This is a genomic window from Bradyrhizobium sp. UNPA324 (assembly GCF_006658635.1).
In the GTDB taxonomy this organism is placed as follows: Bacteria; Pseudomonadota; Alphaproteobacteria; order Rhizobiales; family Xanthobacteraceae; genus Bradyrhizobium; species Bradyrhizobium nanningense.
In genome coordinates this window covers 513914-532513 of the sequence record NZ_LFJD01000004.1, presented here as the reverse complement: position 1 = coordinate 532513, position 18600 = coordinate 513914, and the positions used below count along the sequence as shown (strand labels likewise).

Annotated in this window: 26 protein-coding genes; 16 read left to right on the top strand and 10 right to left on the bottom strand. The window is 65.2% G+C overall.

Annotated features, from left to right (window positions below):
* The first annotated feature begins 243 nt into the window (after positions 1 to 243).
* The 4 genes from minC to UNPA324_RS02460 all read left to right on the top strand — a co-directional run bounded on the left by minC (position 244) and on the right by UNPA324_RS02460 (position 2450).
* Complete coding sequence (minC, locus tag UNPA324_RS02475) at positions 244 to 942, top strand: septum site-determining protein MinC (protein ID WP_141938654.1); 699 nt, start codon at positions 244 to 246, stop codon at positions 940 to 942.
* Positions 943 to 961: 19 nt separating this feature from the next.
* Entirely contained in the window at positions 962 to 1777 is an 816-nt protein-coding gene (gene minD / locus UNPA324_RS02470; RefSeq protein ID WP_128920678.1) for a septum site-determining protein MinD, read from the top strand.
* On the top strand, positions 1774 to 2055 hold the full coding sequence (gene minE / locus UNPA324_RS02465) for a cell division topological specificity factor MinE (protein ID WP_091888131.1): 282 nt from the start codon (positions 1774 to 1776) through the stop codon (positions 2053 to 2055). The genes minD and minE overlap by 4 nt, the downstream gene beginning before the upstream one ends.
* Positions 2056 to 2264: 209 nt before the next feature.
* On the top strand, positions 2265 to 2450 hold the full coding sequence (locus tag UNPA324_RS02460; RefSeq protein WP_128920679.1) for a hypothetical protein: 186 nt from the start codon (positions 2265 to 2267) through the stop codon (positions 2448 to 2450).
* A 21-nt stretch (positions 2451 to 2471) separates the two neighbouring features.
* On the opposite strand, the gene UNPA324_RS02455 is transcribed toward UNPA324_RS02460, so the two are convergent.
* Positions 2472 to 2723: a hypothetical protein gene (locus UNPA324_RS02455; protein WP_128920680.1), complete on the bottom strand. Its 252-nt coding sequence runs from the start codon at positions 2721 to 2723 to the stop codon at positions 2472 to 2474.
* 126 nt (positions 2724 to 2849) lie between these two features.
* Positions 2850 to 3239 (bottom strand): hypothetical protein, encoded by a 390-nt coding sequence (locus tag UNPA324_RS02450; protein ID WP_141933304.1) that lies wholly within the window; start codon positions 3237 to 3239, stop codon positions 2850 to 2852.
* A 133-nt stretch (positions 3240 to 3372) separates the two neighbouring features.
* Between UNPA324_RS02450 and UNPA324_RS02445 the strand changes: the two genes are divergently transcribed.
* Positions 3373 to 4158 carry an SDR family NAD(P)-dependent oxidoreductase gene (locus UNPA324_RS02445; RefSeq protein WP_141933302.1) on the top strand — a complete coding sequence of 262 codons (786 nt, stop codon included), beginning with the start codon at positions 3373 to 3375 and terminating at the stop codon, positions 4156 to 4158.
* On the opposite strand, the gene UNPA324_RS02440 is transcribed toward UNPA324_RS02445, so the two are convergent.
* Positions 4159 to 4389 (bottom strand): DUF6894 family protein, encoded by a 231-nt coding sequence (locus UNPA324_RS02440; RefSeq protein WP_028136727.1) that lies wholly within the window; start codon positions 4387 to 4389, stop codon positions 4159 to 4161.
* A 384-nt stretch (positions 4390 to 4773) separates the two neighbouring features.
* Entirely contained in the window at positions 4774 to 5802 is a 1029-nt protein-coding gene (locus tag UNPA324_RS02435; protein ID WP_141938652.1) for a hypothetical protein, read from the bottom strand.
* Positions 5803 to 6172: 370 nt separating this feature from the next.
* On the opposite strand from UNPA324_RS02435, the gene UNPA324_RS02430 reads away from it, so the two are divergent.
* Positions 6173 to 6769: a L,D-transpeptidase gene (locus tag UNPA324_RS02430; RefSeq protein ID WP_164936409.1), complete on the top strand. Its 597-nt coding sequence runs from the start codon at positions 6173 to 6175 to the stop codon at positions 6767 to 6769.
* Between the two features lie 51 nt (positions 6770 to 6820).
* On the opposite strand, the gene UNPA324_RS02425 is transcribed toward UNPA324_RS02430, so the two are convergent.
* A complete protein-coding gene (locus UNPA324_RS02425) occupies positions 6821 to 7255 on the bottom strand; it encodes a COG4315 family predicted lipoprotein (RefSeq protein ID WP_128920685.1) in 435 nt (144 codons plus the stop codon).
* A 120-nt stretch (positions 7256 to 7375) separates the two neighbouring features.
* Positions 7376 to 7840 (bottom strand): MarR family winged helix-turn-helix transcriptional regulator, encoded by a 465-nt coding sequence (locus tag UNPA324_RS02420; protein ID WP_128920686.1) that lies wholly within the window; start codon positions 7838 to 7840, stop codon positions 7376 to 7378.
* A gap of 103 nt (positions 7841 to 7943) precedes the next feature.
* Between UNPA324_RS02420 and UNPA324_RS02415 the strand changes: the two genes are divergently transcribed.
* The 5 genes from UNPA324_RS02415 (at position 7944) to UNPA324_RS02395 (ending at position 12378) form a co-directional block, all read left to right on the top strand.
* Positions 7944 to 9866 carry an FAD-binding monooxygenase gene (locus UNPA324_RS02415; protein ID WP_181769264.1) on the top strand — a complete coding sequence of 641 codons (1923 nt, stop codon included), beginning with the start codon at positions 7944 to 7946 and terminating at the stop codon, positions 9864 to 9866.
* A 156-nt stretch (positions 9867 to 10022) separates the two neighbouring features.
* On the top strand, positions 10023 to 11030 hold the full coding sequence (locus UNPA324_RS02410) for an SH3 domain-containing protein (protein ID WP_141933296.1): 1008 nt from the start codon (positions 10023 to 10025) through the stop codon (positions 11028 to 11030).
* Positions 11031 to 11200: 170 nt separating this feature from the next.
* On the top strand, positions 11201 to 11479 hold the full coding sequence (locus UNPA324_RS02405; RefSeq protein WP_164936411.1) for a hypothetical protein: 279 nt from the start codon (positions 11201 to 11203) through the stop codon (positions 11477 to 11479).
* A 146-nt stretch (positions 11480 to 11625) separates the two neighbouring features.
* On the top strand, positions 11626 to 11925 hold the full coding sequence (locus UNPA324_RS02400; RefSeq protein ID WP_245471891.1) for a hypothetical protein: 300 nt from the start codon (positions 11626 to 11628) through the stop codon (positions 11923 to 11925).
* A 132-nt stretch (positions 11926 to 12057) separates the two neighbouring features.
* Positions 12058 to 12378 carry a hypothetical protein gene (locus UNPA324_RS02395; RefSeq protein WP_141933294.1) on the top strand — a complete coding sequence of 107 codons (321 nt, stop codon included), beginning with the start codon at positions 12058 to 12060 and terminating at the stop codon, positions 12376 to 12378.
* Between the two features lie 25 nt (positions 12379 to 12403).
* On the opposite strand, the gene UNPA324_RS02390 is transcribed toward UNPA324_RS02395, so the two are convergent.
* Both UNPA324_RS02390 and UNPA324_RS02385 read right to left on the bottom strand, forming a co-directional pair.
* A complete protein-coding gene (locus UNPA324_RS02390; protein WP_128920690.1) occupies positions 12404 to 12748 on the bottom strand; it encodes a DMT family transporter in 345 nt (114 codons plus the stop codon).
* A 209-nt stretch (positions 12749 to 12957) separates the two neighbouring features.
* Complete coding sequence (locus UNPA324_RS02385) at positions 12958 to 13623, bottom strand: O-methyltransferase (protein WP_141933292.1); 666 nt, start codon at positions 13621 to 13623, stop codon at positions 12958 to 12960.
* 95 nt (positions 13624 to 13718) lie between these two features.
* Here UNPA324_RS02385 and UNPA324_RS02380 point away from each other — a divergent pair, with 95 nt between their 5' ends.
* Positions 13719 to 14351, top strand: coding sequence for a TetR/AcrR family transcriptional regulator (locus UNPA324_RS02380; protein WP_128920692.1), 633 nt, complete (start codon positions 13719 to 13721; stop codon positions 14349 to 14351).
* Between the two features lie 58 nt (positions 14352 to 14409).
* Positions 14410 to 15228: a pyridoxal kinase gene (gene pdxY / locus UNPA324_RS02375; RefSeq protein WP_128920693.1), complete on the top strand. Its 819-nt coding sequence runs from the start codon at positions 14410 to 14412 to the stop codon at positions 15226 to 15228.
* Between the two features lie 5 nt (positions 15229 to 15233).
* Here pdxY and UNPA324_RS02370 read toward each other — a convergent pair whose 3' ends face one another.
* A complete protein-coding gene (locus tag UNPA324_RS02370; RefSeq protein ID WP_141933289.1) occupies positions 15234 to 16550 on the bottom strand; it encodes a hypothetical protein in 1317 nt (438 codons plus the stop codon).
* Positions 16551 to 16809: 259 nt separating this feature from the next.
* On the opposite strand from UNPA324_RS02370, the gene UNPA324_RS02365 reads away from it, so the two are divergent.
* The 3 genes from UNPA324_RS02365 (at position 16810) to UNPA324_RS34925 (ending at position 17935) form a co-directional block, all read left to right on the top strand.
* A complete protein-coding gene (locus UNPA324_RS02365; RefSeq protein WP_141933286.1) occupies positions 16810 to 17013 on the top strand; it encodes a hypothetical protein in 204 nt (67 codons plus the stop codon).
* 172 nt (positions 17014 to 17185) lie between these two features.
* On the top strand, positions 17186 to 17440 hold the full coding sequence (locus tag UNPA324_RS02360; RefSeq protein WP_141933284.1) for a hypothetical protein: 255 nt from the start codon (positions 17186 to 17188) through the stop codon (positions 17438 to 17440).
* Between the two features lie 348 nt (positions 17441 to 17788).
* Complete coding sequence (locus UNPA324_RS34925) at positions 17789 to 17935, top strand: hypothetical protein (RefSeq protein ID WP_181769263.1); 147 nt, start codon at positions 17789 to 17791, stop codon at positions 17933 to 17935.
* Positions 17936 to 17953: 18 nt separating this feature from the next.
* Here UNPA324_RS34925 and UNPA324_RS02355 read toward each other — a convergent pair whose 3' ends face one another.
* On the bottom strand, positions 17954 to 18523 hold the full coding sequence (locus tag UNPA324_RS02355) for a bifunctional transcriptional activator/DNA repair enzyme AdaA (protein ID WP_128920697.1): 570 nt from the start codon (positions 18521 to 18523) through the stop codon (positions 17954 to 17956).
* Positions 18524 to 18600 lie beyond the last annotated feature (77 nt).

The window sequence follows — 18600 nt, the reverse complement described above, 5'->3', positions numbered from 1 at the left end:
CCGGGGCATCCAGTCCGCCGCGGCCCGTCGGGCGACTCAACGCCTTCACGCAGTACCGGATCGCCCGGTCAAGCCGGACGATGACATCGTGTGCTGGGCGAGAGCGCCCGTTCAACGCTTGCCCCAGCCGATCGCGAGATCAGCGCACCCCATCCCCCACGTAATCCCACGGAGAATTAACCGGCCGTTAACCATATCCGCCGCATCGTTAACCATTCAATAACAGGGAACGAGTCGGCCGTGATGGAGGCTGCAGTCAAACCTCAACGCCAAATGGTGCGCCTGCGCGGGCGCTCCTATGTGGCCTTCGTGTTCACGCCGACGGTTCCGGTTCAGGACTGGCTGCACGAGATCGACGCCACCATCGCGCGCTCGCCGGGCTTCTTTGCCGGCCGGCCGGTGGTGATCGACTTGTCCTCGGTCGATCTCAGCCAGTCCGGCATCGGTCATCTGCTCACCAGCCTGCAGGACCGCAACATTCGCGTGCTCGGCATCGAGGGCGTGGAGGAGGCAAGGCTGACCCCGATGATGCCGCCGCTGCTCTCGGGCGGACGCAGCTGTATGGTCGAGCCAAGCGCGCCGAAGAAGCCAGAGACGAAGACCGAGACCAAGCCGACCTCGCTTTTGCTCGAAAACCCCGTGCGCTCGGGTCAGACCGTGATCTTCCCGGAAGGCGACGTGACCATCCTGGGTTCGGTCGGCTCCGGCGCGGAAGTCGTCGCCGGCGGATCGATTCACGTCTACGGGGCGCTGCGCGGCCGCGCCATGGCGGGCGTCAACGGCCGCACCAGCGCGCGCATCTATTGCCAGAAGATCGAAGCCGAACTGCTTGCGATCGATGGGTTTTATCAGACTGCCGACGATATCGACGCCGCGCTTCGCGGCAGGCCGGCCCAGGCCTGGCTGCAGGGCAACACCATGCGAATTACCGCGCTGAACTGACCAGAAGGAGATTTCAGAAATGGCCAAGGTACTGGTCGTGACATCAGGCAAGGGCGGGGTCGGCAAGACCACGACGACCGCCGCCCTGGGAGCTGCGCTGGCGCAGCGCGGCGACAAGGTCGTCGTCGTCGACTTCGACGTCGGCCTGCGCAACCTCGACCTGGTGATGGGGGCCGAGCGCCGGGTCGTGTTCGACCTCATCAACGTGGTGCAGGGCGTTGCGAAACTCCCGCAGGCGCTGATCAAGGACAAGCGGCTGGAAAACCTCTGGCTGCTGCCGGCTTCGCAGACGCGCGATAAGGACGCGCTCACGGAAGAGGGCGTCGGCAAGGTCATCGACGAACTGCGCGCCCGTTTCGACTGGGTGATCTGCGACAGCCCGGCCGGCATCGAGCGCGGCGCCTCCATGGCCATGCGCTTTGCCGACGAGGCTGTGATCGTCACCAATCCGGAAGTGTCCTCGGTGCGCGATTCCGACCGCATCATCGGCATGCTCGATTCCAAGACGGTGCGGGCCGAGAAGGGCGAGCGGGTCGAGAAGCACATTCTCATCACCCGCTACGATCCCTCCCGCGCCGCGCGCGGCGAGATGCTGACGATCGACGATATCCTGGAAATCCTCGCAACGCCCTTGCTCGGCATCATCCCCGAGAGCCAGGACGTGTTGAAGGCCTCCAACGTCGGCACGCCGGTGACGCTGTCGAACGCGGATGGAGCGCCGGCGCGGGCCTATATGGACGCGGCCAAGCGCCTCTGCGGCGAGAACGTGACGATGCACGTTCCCGCCGAGCGCAGAGGTCTGATGGACCGCCTGCTGCGACGGAGGGCTGCATGAGCATGGGTCTGCTTCGACTTCTCCGCGGCAAGAAAGCCACTGCACCCGTCGCTCGCGAACGGTTGCAGATCCTGCTTGCCCATGAACGCGGAATGCGTGGCCAGCCCGATCTGCTCGGTGTGCTGCGTGAGGAAATTCTCGCCGTCGTCTCCAAGCACGTCACGCTGGACCCGACCAAGGTCATCGTCCGGCTCGAGCGCGGCGACGAGGTATCGACCCTGGAGGTCGATATCGAGGTGCCCAACGATATCGAGCGCAAGCGCGTGGCGGTCGCGTAGGGACCGCGGCCGACGACGAGCCATTTTGGGGTGGGTGAGAAGGCGGTCCGCTGGGCATGGCGGGCCGCCTTTGTCGTTCGCATCACTCACGCTCCCGGGGCCTGTCGATGTGATCGACGACGGGCGGAACGGGATCTGCGGCGCAATCGTTATCGTAGACCGCGGAATGCCGAGCCGGGCTCCGCGGTTTCGTCAGACGGAGAGCGCCCATGATGTCCGAGGTCCAGGTCCATACTGTTGCGCGGCAGATGCTCGAACAGCACGGTTTTGCTGCGATCGCGAAGGCCGCCGAGCAGGCCCAGGCTTGCGAGGGCCGCGGCGAGGCCGATGAGGCCAGGGAGTGGCGTCACATCGCCGACGCCATGAAGATCATCCGTGGGCCGCACCAGAGCTGACCACCGGAGCAGCAAACCGCCTCAACGGCCGTCGCCGTCGCGCTCGGTTCCCTGCGATGAGGATCGCCGGGTTTGCGACTGGCCGCGGTCTCCCGTCTCCTTGCACGGAAGCGGCTCCCAAGTCCCATCGGGTGTCTGCTGATACGCGCTGCAGGTCGAGGAGGGCGAATTGCCCTCGGCTTTTTGGCTGTCTGAATTCTTCGCCAGCACAGGGCCGGCCAGCACCGTGGCGGCCGCGAGCGTGCCGGCGAAAACGAAATGGATCATCCGCATGAGAGGTTCCTGTTCGAATTCGAAGAGGCCCCGCATGCTTTCCAGAATTGTGACAATTGTTGGCCGGCGCAGGATCTCCCGGCGACGTGCTTAACGCCGCGAAAACCGGCCTGCTAGCCGCCCCTGCTAACCGCCCTTGGCGCGGATCAGGCCGGCGAGGTTGGTCTTCTGGGCCTCGCACCAGGTCGGCATGCCGAGACGGCGCTGGTTCAGGTCCGTCGCCTGGGTCGCCACCGCAACCTCGGCCATCAGATCGTCGTCCTGCTTCTCGCCCATCTTGCCGCCGGTGTGCATCCAGGCGATCGCCTTGCGCACCTTCTCCGTGGTGCCGTCAGGCAGCTGCATCTGCTGCGCCTTCTGCACGAGGTCCTGATAGACGACGTCCGTGCCCGGGCATTCCACCTTGGCGGCGAAGGCCTGCAGGACCATCGTCACATAGGTCGAGCGTGGGTGGTCCTCGGCTTGGGCGGGAGCTGCGATCAGCAACAGGCCAGCCATCAGGAAACCGTAGCGCATCCTTGGTATCTCCTCTGTCTTTTTCAGGAGGCTAGCGTCCGGCGGGCTGCTCCGCAATGGTGCCAGGTGCGAATTTGTCGCTTCCCTCTGCGGTGCGCTATCGTGGCACCGCATCCCGGCTTCGGAGAGCGAAATGAGCCTGTTCAGCACGCCGTTCGATCCTACCCGTGACACGGCGCTCGTGACCGGCGCGGGCAACGGCATCGGCCGCGCGATCGCGCAGGCCTTGGTCGGCGAGGGCGTCCGGACCGTGTTCGCCGATGTCAACGCCGAGCGGGTGACTGCTGCGATCAGCGCCAGCCCGAGGCCCGAACTGGCGGTGCCCTGGGTCGGCGATCTCGCCGAGCTGGAGGCGTGCGACGCACTGCTTGCGACGGCGCACGCAGCATTGGGCGAGATCACGCATTTCGTCCACAGCGCATCGCCGCCGCGGCGGGAGGCCGATCATGCGCTCGCGGTCGATCGCAGGATCTGGCAGCAGATGCATGCCGTCAATCTCGATGCCGGCTTTCACCTGGCGCGCAACCTCGCCAAGCGGCTGATCGCGGCGAAGCGGCCCGGCTCGTTCCTGTTTCTCACCTCGCTGCATGCGGGCACGCCGCGCAATTTGCCGCATTATTCGACGGCGAAGGCGGCCATGGCGATGCTGGTGAAGGAGCTGGCCAAGACGTTTGGCCGCCACGGCATCCGCGTCAACGCCCTGGTGCCCGGCGCGATCGCGGCCGGCGGGTTCGTTGCGGATCCCGCGCTGGCGCGGCACATTCCGCTCGGGCGTCTCGGCGAGGCCAACGACCTCGCACCGATGGCGCTCACGGTGCTGTCGAACAAGCTCTCCGGTTACGTCACCGGCGCGGCCTTTGTCGTCGACGGCGGATTGTCGCTGACGAACTGGTTCGAGCCGCCGGCGCTCGACGAATAGTCAGCGGCGCCAGGCCGGCACCGGATCGAGCGGCGTTCGATAAAGCTCATTGTGATCGCGATCGGTGACGCGCACCGCGCAACCCTTCTGCTGCAGCTCCGGCTTCACCTGCGACAGCTCGCATGCCAGTTGATCGGCGCGATCGGAGGCAACCTCGATATCTTCGAGAATGATCCCGCCCTGGTTCCTGAACTCTTCACCAACCACAAGATCGAAGGAGTAGTAAGGCATCCGAATTCCCCGGTGTGACGACCCAGCTCTGAAAACAAGTCTTCAATGGAAATCTCGACACATCCGGGATGGTACCACTGAGTCGATATCTATCGAATGAACAGGCCGCGCAATCTCTGTGCTTATGGCGCAGAAATGATGTGCAGCATGCAGGGTCATTAAGAATTTATTAAATACGTGGCGCAATCATAAGGCATGGAATTGCAGCAGAACCGGGCTCCGGGAACCGGCAGCTGCAAGAGAAGGCCGCCGGCATAGATCCCGACGGCCTTTTCTCATGAGCGGAAAACATCGCTTTTCCGTAATTGCCCGGACTCAACGCATCACATCGACTCGGACAGCGTGCGTGTTGTCGCAGCGGCCGCGCTGTTGCTGTTGCGCGCGTCAGCGCAACGGCATCGGCGGACGCACGACCGGTCCGTCGTCGTCGGCAACGGCCTGGGTCGTGGCGACCGGTGGCGGCGGGACGGCTGCGGCCTGCGATGGCGGCGGCGGAGGTGTGAGCGGCGCGGGCGAATAAGCCGGCATGTAGGTGTGCGACACGACCGGTTTCGGCTTGCGAACCGGCGGCGGTGACGGAGCCCGCGCTGGGAGCGCAGCAGCGCGTACGCGCGGATCGACCGGCTTGGCCTCAGCCACCGGTTTCGGCGCGGGCGGCTTCGCCATCTCGCGCGCCATCTGCTCCTGTCCGGCCTTCAACTCGGCGATGTTGGCCTTGAGCTGCTCGATCTGCTGCGCCATCGCGGCGAGGTCGCGCGTCATCGATTGCACCGACTGCGCTGCATCGGACGACGTTGCCGCAGGCGTCGCTGTTGCAACCTGCGCCACGGGCGGCGCGGCCGATTGATCGGTCGTTTGATCGGCCGCCGCTTGTGCTGCGGCCGGCACAGCTTGATCCGTAGGCGGCGCGGCCTGCGCGGGGGCGACCGGCGCGGTCTGCGACGTGGAGGGCAGCAGCGACGTTAGCGACGCTAATGCAGGGGTCCATTCGGCGAGCATCTGTTTGGCGGTATCGCCGTGCTGCTCCCACGCGACGGTGGCGGCGGCGCTTCCTCCCGCAAACAGAAACGTGACGAACGCACCGCGCAGCCACTTGCGCACTGCGGATCGCTTCGGCCGGACATGGTCATCGCTCGCTGCGGCGCGCACGGCTGTGTCGACCGAGGGCGGTGCCGCCGTCTGCGGCTCCGAGACAGGAGCGAATCTGGGCTCCAGAGAGAGTTTGGGCGGCGGCGCGAATTTCGGCTCCGGACGGGTCGCAATTTCGGGCGCCAACGCCGGCGCAACGCTGATCGGGCGCGAGGCCAGCACAATGTCGGGCGAGATCTGAATCGCGTCGTGCGGATCGTTGTCCTTGACCGTGTCCTTCACGATCTCATCGACGATTTGCTTGGGGTTCAGCGTCGCGAGCATCGCAGCTCCTTTGAAGCCCAGGCGTTGAAGCCCGGGTGTTAAAGTCCTGGTCGCTCGCATTGGCGCGAGCCGATCTGTTGAGGGGAGCCCACCCAGATCGGATGAGCCCGGCCCGATGACGCACGAGTCCAGCCGGGTTTGACCAAAGCAAGGCGAGGGGATGGAGATGATGCGACGCTCTTCCGCCGTTTGTGGTGATGGAACCCAATTTGTCGAACACGTGCACGTGTTCCGCATTGCCTTGTTTTCAGCACGATTTGGGCAGCATCTGGGGACGCTGGGGGCGCTGCTTATCCGCTATCGGGGGCCGGCGGTGCCAAGATTTATCATCGCTTTGTTTGCTGTTGCCTTGCTGCCGCTGGGCGGCTGCATGCAGACGACGCTTTCGCCGTCGACCGACGCGAGCATGACGCCGCGCGACCGGCAGCTGCTCGCGCATACGCCTTACGCGCAGGCGAACGTGCCCGAGCAATATCTGCGTCACGTCGTCGATTACCCGCGCAAGGAGCAACCGGGTACCATCCTGGTCGATACCGACGCACGCTATCTCTATTACGTGCTGCCTGACGGCAAGGCGATCCGTTACGGCGTTGCAGTGGGCGAGGAAGCCATGGCGTTCTCCGGCGTCGCGCGGGTCGGCCGCCTGGCGGAATGGCCGGACTGGGTTCCGACGGCAGATATCCAGGCGCGGCTCGGACCGTATCCGGCGCGCGTTCCCGGCGGTCCCGCCAATCCGTTGGGCGCGCGGGGCATCTATCTCTATGTCGGCAACAAGGACACGCTTTATCGCATCCACGGCACCAACCAGCCCGAATATATCGGGCAGGCGATCTCGTCCGGCTGCATCCGGATGCGCAACGAGGACGTGATCGATCTGTACGACCGGGTGAAGCTCAATTCGACGGTCGTGGTGCTGCCGCCCGGACAGAGCGCGCGGGCCGAGACGGGCGGAAGCTGGCGGGGGTAAGGAAGGCTCTGGCGTGCGCTCCGGGGCTCACCTGCGCGGGCCGGTCTCGCGCTAGTTTTCAGGCCGCGCGATCCGCCATTGCAGCGTCGTGGCGTTGCCGTTGGCCTCGCCCGGCGCCTTGTCGGCGGGCGAGGTGTAGAGCGGACGATAACGGTACGCCCACATCCGGCTGCCGTCGTTGCGGCTGATCACGGTGAAGTCGCCGACCGCCTTGGCGTCCGCCGTTGCCGGCAGCGGCACCCAGCTCTCGGTGCACTTGCCGTTGCAGTTCGATGTCTTCCCGGTGGTGTCGCGCTCGTAAGTGTAGAGCGTCATGCCCTTGAGATCGACGAGCTTGGGACCGTGCTTGGTGATGACCACTTTCGCCGGCGCGGTCGTCGCCTCGGGCTTCGGCGGAGGAGGGGCATCGCCTCCGCCATGGCCGTTCGCGAGCGCATGGCCGGCCGAGAGCGCGACGGCCGCGGCCGCGATGAGACACCTGAACATCCAAAACCCCCGAGCCGCAAAGTTAATCGCGCGTTAAGCGCAGAATGGTGCGGACCGTAACAGCCGAAGGTTAGTTCCAGGTTTCGCAGGCCCGCGACAATTGCGGATAAGCATACCGTATCATACCGGAGCATCGCGCAGCGGTGCGCGGCTCAAATCGTTGCCGGCTGCAATCGCCTTGCGCAGCAGCCGCATCAACTCCTCGCCCTCTTTCGCGCTGAGGCCGCGCAGCATGATGCGCTGCGCTGATTCCACGGCCGGTGTGATCTTGCGCAGCGTGCGCCGGCCCTCGTCGGTGACCTCGAGCTCGCGGGCGCGGCGGTCGCGGCTGGAGGCGCGGCGCTCGGCAAGGCCCTTCTGCACGAGACGGTCGATCACGCCGGTGATGGTGGTGCGGTCATAGGCGATCAATCCTGCGAGCGTCACCTGGTCGAGCCCTGGATTGGCCTTGATGGTCGCGAGCGCGGCGTATTGCACCGGCGTCAGGTCGAAGCCGGCATCCTCGACCTCGGCCAGGAACACGGCGACCGCAATCTGCTGGAACCGGCGCGCCAGATGCCCGGGCATGTCGTTGTTGTCTTTCACCGAATTCTTCTCCTGGGATCGAGACCGCGGGATCGTTGACAAGTATACTGATAGTCAGCATACTGATCAATATCCAAACAGAGCGTTGCCGGGAGAGGTGCTCATGCAATTCCATCTCAATGGATTTCAGCCGGGCGATCCCGAGATTGCCGATCCCGCCGCGCGTATTCAGGCCTCCGGTGCAGCGGGCGCCGTGCCTGGCGAGGTCGATGTCCTCATCGTTGGCTGCGGGCCGGCCGGGCTTACGCTCGCCGCCCAGCTCGCGCAATTCCCCGATATCAAGACCTGTATCGTCGAGCAGAAGCCGGACCGCTTGCTGGTCGGGCAGGCCGACGGCATCGCCTGCCGCACCATGGAGATGTTTCATGCCTACGGCTTCAGCGAGCGCGTGCTGAAGGAGGCCTATTGGGTCAATGAGACCACGTTCTGGAAGCCTGACGAACGCTCGCCCGAGACTATCATCCGCAGCGGCCGGGTGCAGGACGTCGAGGACGGGTTGTCCGAATTCCCTCACGTCATCCTCAACCAGGCGCGCATCCATGACGGCTTCCTCGACATCATGCGCAAATCGCCGGCCAAGCTCGAACCCCATTACAGCCGCCGTCTTCTCGACCTCCAGGTCGATCCGGCTGCGGGTCCTGGCGACCATGCCGTGACGGTGCGGCTCGAACGCGTCGATGCCGCGAACGAGGGCAAGGTCGAGACGGTCAAGGCGCGCTATGTCGTCGGCTGCGACGGGGCGCGCAGCACGGTGCGCAGGTCGATCGGGCGCGAGCTGCACGGCGATTCCGCCAACCACGCCTGGGGTGTGATGGACGTGCTGGCGGTGACGGACTTTCCGGACATCCGCTTCAAGTCGCTCATCCAGTCGGAGAAAGACGGCAGCCTGCTGATCATTCCGCGCGAAGGCGGCTACATGGTCCGCATCTATGTCGAGCTCGCCAAGCTCGAGGTCGGCGAACGCGTCGCCAACCGCAACATCACCGCCGGCGACGTGATCGCCAAGGCGCAGCGGATCCTGAAGCCGCATACGCTCGAGGTGAAAGAGATCGCCTGGTGGTCGGTCTACGAGATCGGTCAGCGTCTGACCGATAAGTTCGACGACGTTCCGAACGCGGAGATCGCAGCGCGCCTGCCGCGCATCTTCATCGCCGGCGATGCATGCCATACCCACAGTCCGAAGGCGGGGCAGGGCATGAACGTCTCGATGCAGGACGCCTTCAATCTCGGCTGGAAGCTCGCCGCCGTCATGCGGAAGCAGTGTGCCCCAGACCTGTTGCATTCTTATTCGGCGGAGCGACAGGCGGTTGCCAAGGAGCTGATCGACTTCGACCGCGAATGGGCGGGCATTCTCGCCTCCGCCGCCAAGGCCGGCGGCGCCGATGCCGCCAGGACCCAGGACTATTTCGTCCGGCACGGCCGCTACACCGCGGGCACGGCGACGCACTACAGGCCGTCGCTTCTCACCGGCGCTGCGTCGCATCAGCACCTCGCGCAAGGCCTTGTCATCGGCAAGCGCTTCCATTCCGCTCCGGTGATCCGGCTGGCGGACGCGAAGCCCGTGCATCTCGGTCATGCCGGGCAGGCTGATGGTCGCTTCCGCATCTACGCGTTTTCGCCCGCGGAAGATCCTGCCGCTGCAGGCTCGGCCATTCGCGCGCTCTGCAATTTCCTCACCGAAGCCCGGGAGTCGCCGATCCGGCGATACACGCCTGTGGGCGCCGACGTCGACAGCGTGATCGATCTGCGCGCGGTGTTCCAGCAAGGCCACCGCGAGCTCGCTATCGAGGCGATGCCGCCGCTGCTCCTCCCGCATAAAGGCCGTTACAGCTTGCTCGACTACGAGAAGATGTTCTGCCCGGACCTCAAGAGCGGCCACGACGTCTTCGCCATGCGCGGCATCGATCGGAAAGCCGGCTGCATGGTCGTGGTGCGGCCGGACCAATATGTCGCGCACGTGCTGCCGCTCGACGACTTTGCCGGGCTCGCATCGTACTTCGACGCGTTCATGTTGCAGGTCGACTGACGGTCCGGTAGCGCCGCTTGCGCTTCGCGCCGATGAACGGCGAATGAATATTGAACCGCGCGCCGTCTGCGTTTCAATCTTTCGACGGATGCGACCCTCGCGCACGGAACGCTCGTTCCGCTAGCGCGTTCCGACTCGGAAGAGGAGGAACACGCCATGAAATTCAGGAGCGTTTTGATTGCCGCATTGCTGCTCGCGCCAACGGCCGCACTGGCCGCGCCGGGCATCGTCACCGTCTCGACCGGCTTGCGCGCCGGCCCGGGCGCAGGCTTTCCCCTGGTCGATCGCATCCCCGAGGGCGCCCGCGTCAACATCCATGGCTGCCTGCGCGGCAATGCCTGGTGCGACGTCAGCTTCTCCGACGATCGCGGCTGGGTGTCGTCGCAATATCTCGAATATCTCTATCGCAACCACTACGTCTATCTGCCCGATTACGTCGATGAGATCGACGTGCCTGTCGTCCCGTTCGTGCTGACATCGTATTGGTCGAGCTACTATTCGGGACGTCCCTGGTACCATCGCCACGCCTATTGGAATAGCTACTGGAGTTCGCACCAGAGTATCGCGATGCGGATGACGCTTGATCAGCGTGCGGCCCGGATCGGCCGCGCGGCGACGCGCGATGCGGCGGTTGCTTTGGAACGGGAAGGCGTGCGGGGCAAGGGCGCCGCCGCGATTTCCGGACGTAACGCCGCGAACGCGCGGCCCGACGCCGCGATCGCCAAGCGCGACGCTGCGATCGCAAAACGCGACGCTGCGAAACGTGATGCCACTATTGCCGCCGACCGGACGCGTGCCGGACGGAGCGAGCGCATCGCGCATGAGCGGACCAATGTGCAGACTCGCAATCCGCGCGATGCCCAGGCCCGCATGATGCACGAACGGGCCGCGAGCCCTGCTGCGATACGTGCCCAGCCGATGGCCCGCGCGCATGAAGCGCCGCGTGTGTCCGCCGCACCCGCCGCGCGACCCGCAATGCCGCATGTCGCGCAGCCGAATGTGAGCCACGGCCCGCCGATGAATGCCCATGCGCAGATGCCGGCGCCCCGTGCCGCTGCGCCTGCAATGCCGCACGGCGGCGGTGGCGCTCCGCACGTCAATGCCGCACCCCGTGGCGGCGGTGCCCCGGCCAGCGGCCCCGGCGGCGATCACCAGAAGCACTAGCATGCCCTAAGGAAAGCCCGGCCCTCGCGCCGGGCTTTCTGCTGGATTGATGCGGGTTCCCTGCGCGTACAATTTAAGAAAGTTCTTCGCGGGCAGATTTCATCGATCGTAAGATGTGTACCCAAAGATGCAAGCATCCACTCGGGGCAGCGGGGCACGGGAGGATGACGATGAGACAGAGCCAGGCGGAGACGCGCCGCCAAAATGTCGCGAAGCGGTCTATGACCAAAGAGGCCAAGCAACTGGCCGGTCTGATTGCCGGACTGCGCGAATCCCTCGAAGGGATCCACAAGGAGCGGGCGAGCGCGAAGCTCACCGGCGCCGAGATGGGCATGCTCGACGAGCGCCGTAACAATCTGCTGCTCACCATCGCAGCCCTCGACGACCGCCTCTCGGCAGTTCAGGGCCTGATCGATCTCGGCCGTCCCCACATCATCCGCATGCATTAGCGGAGCTCGGACATGGGACGATCGGTCCCTTTGCTGATGTGACGGGCCGGCTCCCGGCGGCCGATTCAGCGCATGAAGACGGCGCCGTGCCGTCGCAGGCGGGCAAGCCTGCGACCGGTGGACTCGCGCTCCCGCGGGCACGCTCGATGCCGGCCGTCGGCGCCATGCCTGCGGATGGCACCAAATTGCCACGCTCCCGGCGAATTGCCGCCAAAGCCCGCTGCCACGAGGAGGCCCGGGTGCAGGGCGACGCAAGGGGACGCGAATTGGCCTACAAGATGATCGCAGAACGCGACAACGAGAAGTACAGTTTCGCCCGTGAGAGCCGGCTGCTCATCGTGGCGAAGGCAAAGGTGTGGGCGAGCGAAGGGTGGCGGGTCGTCATCACCGACCAGGACGGCAAGGCCTATGCGCCGCCCGAATTCGATCAGCTGTCGGCAGCCTGACCGGCGGATGGGACTCTACATTTGGACGCGTTTTCTTTCCGCGAGCCGGTTGTCCATTTCGCTCGAAAACGCTCTGGGGGACGGAATTTGACATCGCTGTTTGGACCGGGGCGCGCGCGGATCGTGCCCTTGATGAGTCTTGCGGCCGCCGCCGTTTTGACGGCGACGGTTGCTGCCGCGCAAAATCTCGATGCCGACAAGTCGCCCGCCAAGCTCTTCGCTGACGGCTGTGCAACCTGCCATCGCAATCCGCGCGGCCTTGCCAAGGGTCGCTTCACCCTGACGCTGTCCTGGTTCCTGAAGGACCATTACGCAACCAGCTCGGACTCGGCCAAGGTGCTCGCCGCCTATCTGGAGTCGGTCGACGAGCCGCCGCCGCGCCCTGCGGCCAAGCCCGCGAAGAAGGCCCCGCGATCCACGCCGCCTCAGGCCAAGCCGGTGCAGAGCCAGTAGCTCTGCGTGCCGGAGCTTTCCGGGATCAACGCACCGCGCTCTCCGAGAACAGGTTGATGATCACGACCCCGGACACGATCAGGGCGATACCGACGAAGGCTGCGGAGTCCAGTATCTGGCGGAACAGCACGAAGGAGACGGTGGTGGTCAGGATGATGCCGACCCCGCCCCAGATCGCATAGGCGATGCTCAACGGAATGACCCGGATTGCGACCGACAGCGCATAGAACGAGGCGATGTAGAAGATCACCATTGCCAGCGTCGGCCAGGGGCGGGTGAACTGCGCGGACTGCTGCAGGAGCGCCGAGGCGGTGACCTCGAACACGATGGCGAGGGCGAGAGCCGCGTAAGCATTGAGAGAGGAGGTCATGAGCCTCTCGGCGTGAGAGAGATACCGCGGGGCAAGCTTAACCCTATGGACGGCTTTTTTGCCGCGAGCAGATATCATGTGTGAGTGACGAACCTGCGACACCGATTGAAATGCGAACGTGGCCCCGACGATCTGTGTCGAGGCAATAGGATGCCGCCGCGCGATAAACCGTGCGGCGGCTTTAGATTCTGCGGTGATTCGATCCAGCGCTAGCTGATCCGCACGGAGAGTTCGACGTCTTCGGCGAAGGGTATCGACATGTAGCCTCTTCCGGGCCTGCGTACGCGCGCCAGATAGTCCGGGCTGTCGTCGGCATTGTCGGCGACGATGATCGCACCCGGTCCGAGATGGTCTTCGAGCAGATCGAGGATCTCCGGGTAGAGCGCCTTGGCACCATCGAGCAGCACGAGGTCGATCGTATCGGGCAGATCGGCTTGAAGCGTATTCAGCGCGTCGCCTTCACGGATTTCGACGAGATCGATCAAGCCGGCCGCCGAAAGGTATTCTCGCGCCCGCGCCGCTTTGGACGGCTCGAACTCGCTGGTGATGAGGCGGCCGCCGCCGTTGTCACGCAGGCCGGCGGCAAGGTGCAGCGTCGAGATGCCGAACGATGTGCCGAACTCGACGATCGTCCTCGCGCCGGAGCTGCGTGCCAGCATGTAGAGCAGTGTTCCGGTCTCGCGCGAGACCGCGAGCGGCGCCTCCTTCAGGCGTCCGTAGAGGTCGCGGTAATCGGTCTTGCTCCGCATCATCCGCGTCCGGTCTGCATCGGACAAATCGGCGACGGCGGCTTGGGTTGCGCCACTTGCCGCCTCGGCCTCGTCGAACAGGCGGTCCAATAGCGGCGCAAGCGATGTGATGGTTGGGGTGGTCATTCGGGTCTCCAGAGATGGCGAAGAGCGCGTGCTTGCGCGCCGAGTGAAATACGACTAATTCGTCGCATTTCCTATTCGCATTCACCGGGCGCGCCATGGCCGATCGTCGAAGCCGTTCAATTTCCTCACGAAAACAGCCGCAACAGGCCCGCTCGGCCGGCTTGGTAACGGCCATTCTCGATGCCGCTGTTCAGGTCCTGGCGAAGGAGGGCGCGCAGCGTTTCACCACGGCGCGGGTGGCGGAGCGGGCCGGAGTGAGCGTTGGGTCGCTCTATCAGTATTTTCCCAACAAGGCCGCGATCCTGTTCCGTCTCCAGAGCGATGAGTGGCGGCGCACCAGCGAGCTGCTTCGCGGCATCCTCGCGGACCGGATCAAGCCGCCGCCGGCGCGTCTACGCGCGCTGGTCCATGCCTTCATCCGCTCCGAGTGCGAGGAAGCTGCAATCCGCGTCGCGCTCAGCGATGCCGCGCCGCTCTATCGCGACGCGCCCGAGGCGCACGACGCGCGAGCCGCCGGTGAGGGGATCATCGCTGCGTTCATGCGGGAAGCGCTGCCGAAGGCCACCGCTGCGAAACGCGCGCTTGCCGGCGAATTGATCAAGACGACGCTGAGTGAGGTCGGCAAGCGGTTTTCGGAGACGCCGCGCAGCGAGGCCGAGATCGCGCGTCATGCCGACGGGCTGGCCGACATGTTCTGTGCTTATCTTGGGGAATTGGCACGGCGCTGAAACGTGAGATCCGCGCTACTCTTGCATCGCCAGACGTTTGTCCGTACGGACCTCTTTCATGCTCGTCATCTCCATTCAAAGCCAGGTGGTCCACGGCCATGTCGGCAACAGCGCGGCCGCCTATGCCATGCAGGCGGAGGGGGTGAACGTTGCGGCGGTGCCGACGACGCTGCTGTCCAACCATCCGCGCTATCCGAGCCTGCGCGGGCGGGTGCTGGAGACCGAGCTTGTCGCCGATCTCCTGAAGGGTGTCGAGGAGCGCGGGCTCGTCGACGAGGCGGCCGTGCTCGTGACCGGCTATCTCGGCTCCCCGGGCAATGCCGCAGTGATCGCCGATTTCGTCGAGCGGGCGCTTACGCGGAATGCGAAGCTCGTCTATCTCTGCGACCCCGTGATCGGCGATGACGGCCGCGTCTATGTCGCCGACGGCATTTTGGACGTGGTCCGGCACCGGCTGCTGCCGGCGGCGAACCTGACGACGCCGAACCAGTTCGAGCTCGAGCTGCTCTCGGGCCTCACGATCGCGGATGCGGAAGGCCTGCGCGCGGCGTGTGCGGCGCTGGCGGGGACGCGCCGCATCGACGTCGTCGCTACCGGCTGCACGCTCGCGGACACGGCTGCAGGGCAGGTGGAGACGATCTTGTGCGCCGACGGGCAGTTGTCGCGCTTTGCAACGCTGCGCCTGCCGATCCGCCCTTACGGCACCGGCGATCTCCTCACCGGCCTGATCGCAGCACACTTGGCCAAGGGCCAAGCGACTGAGGTTGCGGTGCGGCTTGCGGTCGACACCGTCTTTGCGGTGCTGGTGCGCACGCAGGAGGGCGGTACGGCCGAGATGCGGCTGGTGCCGCTGCCGACGCCGATGCGTAAGGCGTAACGACGTCAGGTCGCGCGTTTCGCGCCCGATTGCGCCGATTTCTGTGGCTTCGCCGTGCCCCTCTGCTCGCGTGAGGCCTGGGCCTTTGGCGGCTTGGCATGGGCTGCGGCGCGCACCGCCTTCTTGGACTTCACGCTGGCGACTTGCTTGCCGTCGCCCGTGCCGCGGCGAGAGATGTATTCCGGGCCGTCGATCGGGCCGACATGCGGCGGATCACGGCCGAGATAGGGGCGGCCGATGCCGTAGGCCTTGCCGTTGGCGTCGACCCACTTCCACAGGATTTCGGTTGAGACCCAGCGCTGCGCGCGGTTATTCCCTTGCGTGCTGACGATGTCGGCCGCCATGCCGTGACCGTAGCCGCCACGCGAGCTGCCGCCATGATAGGACCGGTTGGAGGCCGCCTTCAGGCCGCTCGCGATCGACTGGCGATAGTCGTCGCGGAACGCGCTGGTGATGCCGGGCGAGAGGCCGGCGGCTTCCGCGGCGAGCAGCGTACGGAACAGCTTCTGCTTGAAGCTCTTGTCCATGCCGCCGATGACATAATCCATCATCGACATGCCGGCGTGCTCGGCGGCCTTCGGATCCTTCCAGCCGAAATCCTCATCGACCAGCTTCGTGAAACTGCGCATCACCGTGACCGTCTTGCCCTTGCGCTTGATGGCGACGGCGCGGCGCTCTTCGACCTTGATCGAGTCTTCCTTTGCGGTGCGCTGATAGAGCGTCCAGAGATAGCGGTCGATGCACGCATCCATGACGAAGCACTCGTCGAGCACGGCGACGGTGTCGGCCGGTGGCGATGCCTTGCTCTCAGGCGTGACCGGGCCGCTCGCGATCGCCGCGGGGGACAGCGCATCCGTCGTCACGATCTCGGTGGGATCGACAGATGCCAGCTGGACAGGCTCTGGCGCCGCGACGGGAGTGGCCTCGCTGGTGGCGGGCTGCGGTTCAGGGGATGTCTGCGGCGCGGGCGGCGCCTCCACCGGCAGGATCAGCGCCGGATCGGCCGAGGCGAGCCTGATTGCGGGAGCGGGTGTCTCGGGCGCCGCTTCAGTGATTGTCGGGGCCGGTGCCGTGGCCACGGCAGCCGCGATGTCGGCGGTCAAGGCGATGCCGTCCTCGATCGTCGCAGCGCGCGGCACGTCGGCGAGGTCGAGCCGGCCGAGATCCTTGGCGTGATCTTTGGCGCGCGAGACGGCAGCCGCATTGGCGCCGCTGTTCTCGATGAGGGCAGGGGCATAGGCGGAGAGGGAGAGCGCCAGCCAGCCGGCGAGCACGGCCGAAGGGCATGTGACCGCCACCAGAAGAGACTGCCGATCGTTCATGATCCCTGCCTCCAAACGGTTCTGCCCGAACCCGTCTTGTCCGGACAGTCATGATGCAAACAGTCTGACGCAAACGGTCTTGCACGGAAAGGCACGCAGCGCGTCGATTGTTCGGAGGACCGTGTGGCAGCGCAATGGCGCGAATCGGCAAAAGTGGGCTTTTCGCAGCACTGTTGCGCAAGTGCAACGCGGGTTCCACGAAAGTGTCTCGATCGCCGCGTCGCGGCAACTTTGTTGCGGTTGGCACGTTTGGTCGCCCATGACGCATGCCTCGCTTCGTCCCATGGACGCCTTCGATCCCACCGAACCCGCCATCCTGCACGATCGCCTCACGGACACGATCATCACATGGACTGCTGACCAGGCCGACGACTATCGGCGGACCAGCCGACCGAGTGGCGATGGAACCGTGGCCTGGAAGACCTATCTGTTTGACGGCTGGGGCAACGTGCTCGGCGGCTGAGCGCTGTCCGCAAATGCGCCGTGTCGCGGCCGGCGTGATTCGGCCAAGACATTGGACATGTTAAATATATTGCCATGCGTCGCACGCGTTGTTGCAATGCAACAAAGCATGTCGCAATGCAGCAAAGCAGGCCTAAATATGCTCCGACTCTTCCACTTCCGGAGCATCACCAATGAACAAGAAGACTTTGTCGATCGCCGCCGCCATCCTGACGATCGCGGGCAGCACTGCGGCTTTCGCCGCCGAACTGCCGACTTACGAGGCCAACGGATTTCCGGTCTCGCCCTTGCAGGTTCGCGTCCTCGGCGCCGCACATGTCGAGCAGCAAGTTGCTGCGCCGACCACCGTCGCCTCGGTCCACCAGACGAGACTGCTCAGCGCCCGCAAGCTGAAGACCGCGGACGTCACCACGGGCGCAGCCCGCTGAGCGACATCGCGTGAAGCAGGTGGGTTCCGCGGAGAGGCGGGATCCACATGCCTCACCTGACGTCTTCAGCATCGACGCTGCTTGCGTATCGCGCGTGCAGCGATCGTTGAAATTGTCCTGTGCGCGATCTCGCGCCAGCGCGCATTGCGCAATGTCTCGGCGCGATGAATTGATACCGATGCGCTGACTGAGACTCCGGCCGCGAACAAGTTCGCGTGAATGTGCCGGTTATGTATCCCCGTTCATAACGGGCGTGATCCTCTTAACATTTGTTTTGCAGAGCGCATTGCTTGATGCGGCGGCCGCATCGTCGCGGCCAATTTTTGCAAATCATAATGGAGGGCCATCATGCCGGTTGCGCAGAAAGTCGTTGCTGCCCCCACGTCGCCGCGTGCATTCATTCTCAAGCACGCCGCTTTGTTCGCCGCCGCCGTCTTGTTCGTATTCGTATTGAGCCTGACCTACGGCCTCGATCTCAGCCCGGGATTTTTCTGAGCTATCCTGCGCCGCGCGCTAAGCTCGCCGCGCGCGCACCGCGCGCAGGCTTGACGGCGACCGGCCGTAGAGCTCGGCGAAGGCGGCGTTGAATCTGCGCAGGCTGCTGAAGCCGGCCTGGAATGCGATCTCGGTCATGCTGTCGTCGCCAGCATCGAGCAGGCGCTTGGCGCGCTGGACGCGCAGCGTCTTGGCGAGTTGCTGCGGCGTGGCGCCGATATGGCGCTCGAACAGGCGCGCCAGATGACGCGACGAGATGCCGAGCCGCATCGCGAGATCGACCACCGAGCCATCGTCGAGCGCGCCGCCATCGATCAGTTTCATGGCACGCGCCACCGTGGAGCGCGTGCCATTCCAGGCCGGGCAGAACGGGGCCGTCTCGGGACGGCAGCGCAGGCAGGGCCGAAAGCCGGCGGCCTCGGCCGCGGCCGCCGTCGGATAATAGACCACGTTGCGGGTCAGCGGCTGCTTGGCCGGACAGACCGGGCGGCAATAGATGGCCGTGGTCTTCACCGCCGTGAAGAAGCGGCCGTCGTAACGGGGATCGCGGCGCAGGCGCGCGGCGTTGCAGATCTCGAAGCTCAGCATGGCTCGGATCATAGCGCATGACGGTGGGGGCGGAAGGGTTGCGGGATGACCGAGTCCGATTGTGGCGAGCCGCAAGG